Genomic DNA, 7,994 nt, shown 5'->3' on the forward strand with positions numbered 1-7,994 from the left:
ATTTTCTCTTCCATTAAAATGATTATCATTCTTGAAAAAGCCTGTCTCTTGTTTTTCTTGGAATGATTTATTTTTTGGAAGTCCCTTACACCTTAGCGAGATGCAGAGCAAGAAGCAGGAGTTTGCCAAGAACTGTGAGCGGTGACACCAGGTACTTGCGCCACGAGTTCTATATTTCCATTGCGATTAACTACCCAACTACTAGCTTCCACAATGGTCGTCGCTGCTGCAACTTTATTACTATTTGAGGCTGCTGCTGATTGTGGGGAAATTATTGTTTTAGAATTTGCTGGTTTTGGTCTTAATCTCACCCACGCAGATAGAGTACTTGTATCTTGTAATGGTTCAGTGGGACTCATGGGAAGTCCGCCGCGTCCAACAATCACAAATCGGTTTTGGGCATAATCTGGACTATAGCAGCCTTGAGCTACTTGGGTGTCAACTGGTATTGTTGGCAGGTTGACTAAGCCATTGTTGGGGTCAACATCAGGTGTATTAAGTTCTACAGTGCCATTAAGCTCAGGACTTGCTCCAGTAGCGGTAATGTCACTTGTGCTATCAAATACCACATCTCTCAATTGTGTCCCAAAGATGCCAGAGGCATTGATTCGCACTCTTCCGCCAAAGAAGTTAGCAGAATCGGCCCTAATGTCGCTATTTTCAAAAGCGATGAGGAAATCAGTGTCAATGTTGATATCACCGCCAATAACGTTTTCTCCCCTAGCGTTGGTAACGATGTTGCTGTTACGGCTGATGATTAAATTTTCTGAGTTAATATTGATTGTCGCTTGTTGCCTATTTGGGACAACTTTATTACTGCGTGTGTCGGCGGTGAGCAAAGCGTTATTGTTTAAGCGGATAGAGCGAGCATCTATTGTCATATTCCCTGCGGTTCCTGTTCCGAAACTCTGCACAGCTAACACTGCTCCATCTTCTACGAGCAAGGAATTAGTTTTAATGGTCAAATCCCCTGCATCCCCTGTTGAGTTTGGCTGTGCGTCAGCACCCAAGCCACTGGCAAACTGACCATCTGCTGATTGACCAATGAGTTTAATATTTTGGGCATAAATGCTTAAATTTCCCCCCTTGCCCTCACTAAAGGTACTAGTACTCACCTGTGCGCCATCTTGGACGAGTAAGGAATTAGTTTTAATGGTCAAATCCCCTGCATCCCCTGTTGAGTTTGGCTGTGCGTTAGCACCCAAGCTACTGCCATACTGACCATCTGCTAATCCACTAATGAGTTGAATATTTTGGGCATCAACGCTTAAATTTCCTCCCTTGCCCTCACTAAAGGTACTAGTACTCACCTGTGCGCCATCTTGGACGAGCAAGGAATTAGTTTTAATGGTCAAATCCCCTGCATCCCCTGTTGAGTTTGGCTGTGCGTTAGCAGCCAAGCCACTGGCAAACTTACCATTTGCTGATCCACCAATGAGTTTAATATCTTGGGCATCAACGCTTAAATTTCCTCCCTTGCCCTCACCAAAGGTAGAAGCACTCACCTGTGCGCCATCTTGGACGAGCAAGGAATTAGTTTTAATGGTCAAATCCCCTGCATCCCCTGTTGAGTTTGGCTGTGCGTCAGTACCCCAGGCTGTCTTATTGGTATATAGCAATGAATTTCAAAGCTTGAATCGGGAGCAAAATCCTTAGTAATTGGCTTAAATATACTGATAAGACAGTCAAGGATTGGACTGTTACTCATTGCAGAGTATTCAGCCTCTACCACTGGAAGTACCGATATTGCTGGTTTCGGTCAGCCGCCAGAAGCTGAATTCTGGCTTACTCACGGTAATCCTGGTTCTGTAAGAGTTCATGTAGCGTTCAGAGTTCACAACCACGCTGCTGTTGAGGCATTTTACAACGCAGCTTTAGCTGCTGGTGGACGAGACAACGGTGCGCCTGGTCTGCGTCCTCAGTATCATCCTAACTACTATGCTGCTTTCGTTCTTGATCCAGACGGACATAATATTGAAGCAGTCTGTCATCAGCCTGAATAAGCAGCATTTTTTAAATTAAAGGAAACTTGACAATTGGCAACTTAGTATATAAAAACTGTGTACTGAAGACTTGGTATCAATTTAAACTACTTCATGAACTTTTAGCCGCAGAAGAATCTGATAGCTACACCCTCATTACAAGCCAAACTCCTCGGGGGCCTCTGACGGGCGTTGAAAAATTCTGCTGCCGTGCGTGGAACAGAGTAGATCAAACTTGGGGCGTTACCAAAATGAGGCAAAGCAGCAACACCAGCAAGATATACTGGAGCAAAAGCAACGGGGACGAGGTTTTAGTCGATAATCTCATATTGACTAGGCAAACTCGTGGCTCAAAAAATTTTATCCCTATTCTTTAAGGAAATATACTTAATAGTTAGTATAGTTAGCCAACAAAATATATTTGGTTGAGATATTGTGATATTTCTTTTTCCTAGCGATTACTTCAATCCTAAAAAAGCGGATGCAGACTACTCCGAGCAAGTTACTTGTATACAAAACGCTGGGTTTGCAACTGGACTTATTTCTTTAGAGTCGTTAGGAACGGGTTCATCAAAGATTATTCCAGCCCCAACTCCTGGCTCAAAAGTGGTCTACCGGGGTTGGATGCTCTCGCCTGGAGATTATGAGTTATTAGTTAGTGTTGTAGAAAGTACAGGGGCAAGTGTCTTAATTTCTTTGACTGAGTATCTATCTACACATTACCTGAGCAGTTGGTATCCTTTAATTACTGATTTGACTCCAGAGACTAAATTTTATTCCGTCGATGATGATTTAGAGAACCAGTTGAATCAACTCGGCTGGGATGGATTTTTTATCAAAGATTATGTTAAGTCTCTCAAAACCTCAGTTGGTTCCATAATTAATCAACCTTCGCAAATCAAAACAGTAGTTGCCGAGATGCAAAAATTTCGAGGCACGATTGAGGGAGGCATTTGTGTGCGGCGGATTGAAGATTTTATCAAAGAAACTGAGAGGCGTTACTTTGTCCTATTTGGTAAACCTTTCGCTGCTTTAGCAGATGAAGAAATTCCACAGATTGTCTTTGAGTGTGCCAAGCGGATTGAGAGCCAGTTTTTCTCTGTTGATGTAATAGAGCGTAGAGATGGTACTAAACGAATCGTAGAAATTGGTGATGGGCAGGTATCAGATATTATTGGATGGACATCTGAACGTTTTGCTCAACTGTGGATTGACAACTAACAAGCCGATAAAGTTGATTGCTATACTCCTAGCCCAAAGCCCTATTCTCTCGTGACTCATTATCATTAAAATTAAGTTGTTGAGAATAAAGTCTCTTATGAAATCCTTGCTATTTCGTTGTTTCACGATTTAACGGCAAAAGTCAGATCACAAATGCTCTGGATGCAGTGACTAAAAAAGACATTATTGCATGGTTCACTCACTGTCGTTACTATATTGCCCTCAACTGAGAACCGCTATAATTACCGTTCTTGTTCAGTTGGGCGGATCAAGATTTCGTTGACGTTAACATGTGACGGCTGTGTGACGGCATAAACAATCGCATTGGCAATATCTTCACTCTCCAGATTTTTGACCGAACCGTAGAAGTTTTTTGCCTGCTCTTTTGCAGAGGAATCCGTAATGTGCTGCGGTAATTCTGTTGCCACTAACCCTGGCTCGATAATCGTGACGCGGATGTTATTTTGATAGACCTCTTTGCGAAGTGCTTCACTAAACGCACCAACCGCCCATTTGCTGGCGTTATAAACACCGCTTCCGGCGTTTGCAACTCTACCTGCAACTGATGAAATGTTCACGATGTGTCCAGCACCTTGTGCCTTCATCAAAGGTAAAACTTTGTGAGTAGCATACATCAATCCCAATACATTGAGATTGATCATGCGTCGCCAGTCTTCCGTATCTGCACCGTCAATCAGACCTAACAGCATCACCCCTGCATTATTAATGAGAATATCAACTCTGCCAAATTTTGCATGAGTTTGGTTCACCAATGCTTCTACCTGCGCCTCATCTGAAACATCAGCAGTAATGGATAAAACTTTCCCACCAGTGTCAGTAATCCGGGCTTCTAGGTCTTGCAAGCGATCGCTTCGACGGGCAGCAATTACTACCGTAGCGCCAACTGATGCCAGTGCTAATGCTGTAGCCTCACCAATACCAGACGATGCCCCTGTTACAATTGCTACTTTGTCAATCAACTTACCAGCCATTGTTAGTTTCTCCGTTGTTGTTTTTTCGTTTTTTACGTAGAAGTCAATTGACCTTTGAGAGCTTTACACGTTCATTAGTAGACTAAACAACTGAACGCTTTTATGGATTGAATTGTTTGCTCCTAGCAATTACAGCCCGGAAGAGTCAGGACACTTGCCCCTCCTGCTTCCTTGAATCAAACATCATCACCTAGTCTCAAATGGAGCGATCGCACTCTCCTATTTTGTTTGACCCTAGCATGAGGAAATAGTAGACGATATGAATCAGAAGATGGATTTGCTGTCACTTGTCTTGAATCTCAAACAACTCCTTACCTGATGCAACCCATCTCACCAGTGAGTCAGTAAAACTTCAGCTTGTGGTGATTGCTACAGGTAAACATAATTCTTCGTTTTGGGTAGTTGCTGGATAAAAGTGCTTTGTATTGCGGGTAGTTCCAAACTAATAACACTCCTAACTCTGACAACAATGGTATTGGCAAAAGTGCCGGAGTTAGCAATGATTAAAGTATCTTTAATGCTAGCAATACCATCATCGCAACTAACAAAGTGACTCCAGATAATCTAGGGCTAGGAACTGTCAACCCTAACATTGATGGAAACATTATGGCGGTACTAATAATTTTATAAGAGCTATTACAAGTGCATCAAGTAATGATCTTCTCGTTAGTGGGGTTGACAATAGCATCCTTTCTGGCAGTGAGAACTATGGACAGTTGTTCTCTCAAGCATTTAGTGGCTTATATTGCTTGTACCCAACTTTTTGCTTCTAGTTGAAATATTCTGAGTTCCGTCTTCTCTACATCAATAGAATTTAGGAGCTTGCGCCCTTCATTTTTTGATCAATTTCTTTTAACTTACCTTCTAGAGCCTGACGAATTTCTTTAAGCTGATTATAGGCTAATCCTTCAAGCTCAAGAGCGCCTATAGTTTTAACTGTTTTAATAATCTTACTATTTTGGTTAGTTGGGTTTTCAGAGGATTTGTGCTTTTTTAATATCTCTTTTACTAAAGCTTTTGTTTGGCTTAAAGAAAGTTTCTCTTGAATAACCTTCTCAGTTAGTTGGATTCTTACTTTCCGAGCTTGAGTTTCATTGATTTTTAGTTGAGTAGCAGATAGCTTATTCAATTCTTTAGCTTTGCTGCTCTCTAACCCTTCCTCTCGAATAGCATTTTTTAAATCCTTTGATAATTTGAGTAAAGGGAAAATATTAGTGTCAATAGAGGTAGGGTTAAGCTGTAATGCTAAAATTACATCAAATATTTTTTGCTCTTCAGCACTTTTGAAATCAACAGTTTCTAGCCACTGCCTTTGAGTTTCTGGAGAAGCTAATCGGATATCAGACAGTTCTAAATTTTTACGGTTGCGCTCTAATCGGCTCATTGCGGCGTTAAGTAAACGTGGTATGGAATCTTTCTGTTCTGACAACTCAGGATAGTCATAGATAATTTGTTGAATCAAAGATTCTGCTAAGTCAAGAGCATTAAGATCCTCTCTATGCAAAGTTGTTGAAAGAGCTTGTCGATGAAGTTCGCGGTCATTTGCTTCAATTTCAGTAATTATATATACAGCTTTTAGTGTTTTCCATCCAATTTCAGGTGCTGCTCGCCATCGTCTTTCTCCATCAAATAATAAGTATCTACCATTAGATAGAGGAATGAGAATTACAGGAGTATGTTGTCCTTGCTTTTTAAGGAGTTCAGCCATTCCCTTTATACTGGCTTTAGTAAAAGTTTGCCTGGGTTGGCGAGGATTTCGATCAATTAAGTTAATTGGAACTTCTGAAACTCCTTGTTTGTCAGCTAATTCTGTAACTAGCTCTTGAATACGGGCTTCTAGAACAATTTTTTCTTCACTATCAACTTCCACGGCTCGAAGTTGATTAATTTCAGCTTCGAGTTCCTCAACTCGTTTAGTTAAATGATGAATTTTTTGTGATTGTCCTGCATTTGCAAACGCATTAGAAATATCTGGTTTTAGCATTAGTCCTGACTCATTAGCTCTATAATTTTGGCAACGATGGGGTCAAAGTCTTTAATAGCTTCACAAGCAGGTGCAAATAAATGAATGGGTTGCCCTACTCCACTCGCATTAATAAATTGGTTTGATTCTCTAATCGGCGGAAAACATGAAATTCCAAGCTCTTGTAACTGATTAGGGATTTCTTCTCCAATGTTTCGATGGGCGGCTACTTTCTTTATATTTACTTGTGACGGTACAAATCCTAATATTTTAGGCTCTGGTCGCAGTCGTAACTCGTTGATCTTGTCATAAAACCAATTAATTAAACCTGCTGAACCATACAAAGCTTTATATTCTAGCTGCATTACAACCAATATGTCTGTCGCTGCGGCTAAAGCTACTAGACCCATAGGTTCCAGACCACCTGGGTTATCCAGAATAATAATGTCAGATTCAATCGGATAGTCTTCTAAACGATCATGAAGCAGGTAATATTTTCTGGAATGAGAGTAAATTTTATGAATACTTTCTTCTAACGGAGCGCCGCCTAAAATAACATTGACATTATGGATTTTGTTTTCCCAAATAGGGAACAAAGGGTAATTGCCTTTGAAATCATCCCTGAAAACAGATGCTAGGGTTTTTTCAGGAGGAGGATCTTCAGTTTTTGAAAAAGCCCCCGTAAAGATTTTAAGAGAACCTAATGGGTCTAGTTCAATAACTGTGACTGAGTAACCTTTTTTGCCAAGGATGTACGCTAAATGTGTTACTAAAGTTGTTTTTCCGGTTCCACCAGCATTAGATTTAACATCTAGTCTAATTTTTCTTTTAACTGCTTTCTTTTTCATAGCTCAAAAACTAAAGGCTTATGGAGTAACGTTACTCCACTTTTTGAGAAAATTCTAAGATCCTGCATGGAGTAATGTTACTCCATGCAGGATCTTAGTGTAATTTATCTAATTTTTATAAAAATGTTGCACTAAATATTAGCCGATTTATGCAAGGTCATCAATGACTGTAGAGGTTGAGTTTTAAAAGAATACTATATATGGCATCTACAAGTTGCCTTAAAAAACAGAAGCAATAAGGATAGTTATAGTTACATTAAAAATAGTCTGTCAAAAACTTTGACTCCAATGAGCATGGAATCTACTAAGCGACCACCCAAGCCACAACAACCAAAATTGATTAAGCACGTCCCTGCGGCTAAACAACCAGAAGTGCAGGAATTGACCAACAGTGATGCTCAAGTAGAACCATACCAAGATGTAGCGGAAACACCTACTATTTATGCAGTCCCAAAAACAGTAGCTCAGTCAACCGAGAGTGCATCTAAACCAACAGAGAAACAAGAGCTATTTAGCCCTACCCCGGCTGATGACAAGTTGCCGAAAGAACTCACACCTGGCCAACAGCCTGACCATGCCCCTGTCGAGGAAAAACCCCTAAAGCCGCCAAAAGTTGAGCCGCAGGTGACTGGCAAGCGCAACAAGAAAAAAATAGATTTACCACCAGCAGCCAAACCTCATATACCCTTCCAAGACCGCTCCGAAGAACTAGAATTACCGCCAGAATCATGTCAGCACATGCAATTCCTGGATTGCAACTCGGAGATAGGGCGTGTGATATTCGAGTGCTACCACTGCAAGCAGGGGATAATCAGCGAGTACACTGGAGAACCCGTAATGGGCGAGTACAAAGGACGACCTTCAGTAATTTTCACAAAAGTAAAATGCCCCAACTGTGAGCAAACAGCGATTAGACTGCAAGCAAGGGAAGTACTTTCGACAACAGCCATTCCTTCTCCTTGGCAGGAATGATGGCACACTCCCTCTT

7 protein-coding genes and 1 pseudogene are annotated in these 7,994 nt (G+C 41.1%); 3 read left to right on the top strand and 5 right to left on the bottom strand.

Features of this window, described 5'->3' with window-relative positions:
* Positions 1-92: 92 nt before the first annotated feature.
* Positions 93-1,619 carry an S-layer family protein gene (locus H6G96_RS26485; RefSeq protein WP_190915065.1) on the bottom strand — a complete coding sequence of 509 codons (1,527 nt, stop codon included), beginning with the start codon at positions 1,617-1,619 and terminating at the stop codon, positions 93-95.
* A gap of 99 nt (positions 1,620-1,718) precedes the next feature.
* Positions 1,719-1,844 (bottom strand): hypothetical protein, encoded by a 126-nt coding sequence (locus H6G96_RS42905; RefSeq protein WP_262984307.1) that lies wholly within the window; start codon positions 1,842-1,844, stop codon positions 1,719-1,721.
* On the opposite strand from H6G96_RS42905, the pseudogene H6G96_RS42910 reads away from it, so the two are divergent.
* A pseudogene (locus H6G96_RS42910) lies at positions 1,839-2,003 on the top strand (VOC family protein); the annotation flags it as partial. The gene H6G96_RS42905 and the pseudogene H6G96_RS42910 overlap by 6 nt on opposite strands.
* Positions 2,004-2,417: 414 nt before the next feature.
* Positions 2,418-3,203 (top strand): ATP-grasp domain-containing protein, encoded by a 786-nt coding sequence (locus tag H6G96_RS40800; RefSeq protein WP_190915068.1) that lies wholly within the window; start codon positions 2,418-2,420, stop codon positions 3,201-3,203.
* Between the two features lie 242 nt (positions 3,204-3,445).
* On the opposite strand, the gene H6G96_RS26500 is transcribed toward H6G96_RS40800, so the two are convergent.
* From H6G96_RS26500 to H6G96_RS26510, 3 genes are all read right to left on the bottom strand, one after another.
* Positions 3,446-4,195 carry an SDR family NAD(P)-dependent oxidoreductase gene (locus tag H6G96_RS26500; RefSeq protein WP_190915070.1) on the bottom strand — a complete coding sequence of 250 codons (750 nt, stop codon included), beginning with the start codon at positions 4,193-4,195 and terminating at the stop codon, positions 3,446-3,448.
* An 814-nt stretch (positions 4,196-5,009) separates the two neighbouring features.
* Positions 5,010-6,179 carry a ParB/RepB/Spo0J family partition protein gene (locus tag H6G96_RS26505; protein ID WP_190915072.1) on the bottom strand — a complete coding sequence of 390 codons (1,170 nt, stop codon included), beginning with the start codon at positions 6,177-6,179 and terminating at the stop codon, positions 5,010-5,012.
* Positions 6,179-7,006 (bottom strand): ParA family protein, encoded by an 828-nt coding sequence (locus H6G96_RS26510; RefSeq protein ID WP_190915074.1) that lies wholly within the window; start codon positions 7,004-7,006, stop codon positions 6,179-6,181. Before H6G96_RS26510 ends, H6G96_RS26505 begins: the two co-directional genes overlap by 1 nt.
* Before the next feature lie 294 nt (positions 7,007-7,300).
* Here H6G96_RS26510 and H6G96_RS42915 point away from each other — a divergent pair, with 294 nt between their 5' ends.
* On the top strand, positions 7,301-7,978 hold the full coding sequence (locus tag H6G96_RS42915) for a hypothetical protein (RefSeq protein WP_347242282.1): 678 nt from the start codon (positions 7,301-7,303) through the stop codon (positions 7,976-7,978).
* The last annotated feature ends 16 nt before the right edge of the window (positions 7,979-7,994 follow it).

The sequence above is a fragment of the Nostoc sp. FACHB-892 genome, assembly GCF_014698795.1.
Classification (GTDB): domain Bacteria; phylum Cyanobacteriota; class Cyanobacteriia; order Cyanobacteriales; family Nostocaceae; genus Nostoc.

What these genes read in the sequence shown, in the direction of transcription:
- H6G96_RS26500 (WP_190915070.1), bottom strand. Translation starts at nt 4,195, where the DNA reads ATGGCTGGTAAGTTGATTGACAAAGTAGCAATTGTAACAGGGGCATCG.
- H6G96_RS26505 (WP_190915072.1), bottom strand. Translation starts at nt 6,179, where the DNA reads ATGCTAAAACCAGATATTTCTAATGCGTTTGCAAATGCAGGACAATCA.
- H6G96_RS42915 (WP_347242282.1), top strand. Translation starts at nt 7,301, where the DNA reads ATGGAATCTACTAAGCGACCACCCAAGCCACAACAACCAAAATTGATT.
- H6G96_RS26510 (WP_190915074.1), bottom strand. Translation starts at nt 7,006, where the DNA reads ATGAAAAAGAAAGCAGTTAAAAGAAAAATTAGACTAGATGTTAAATCT.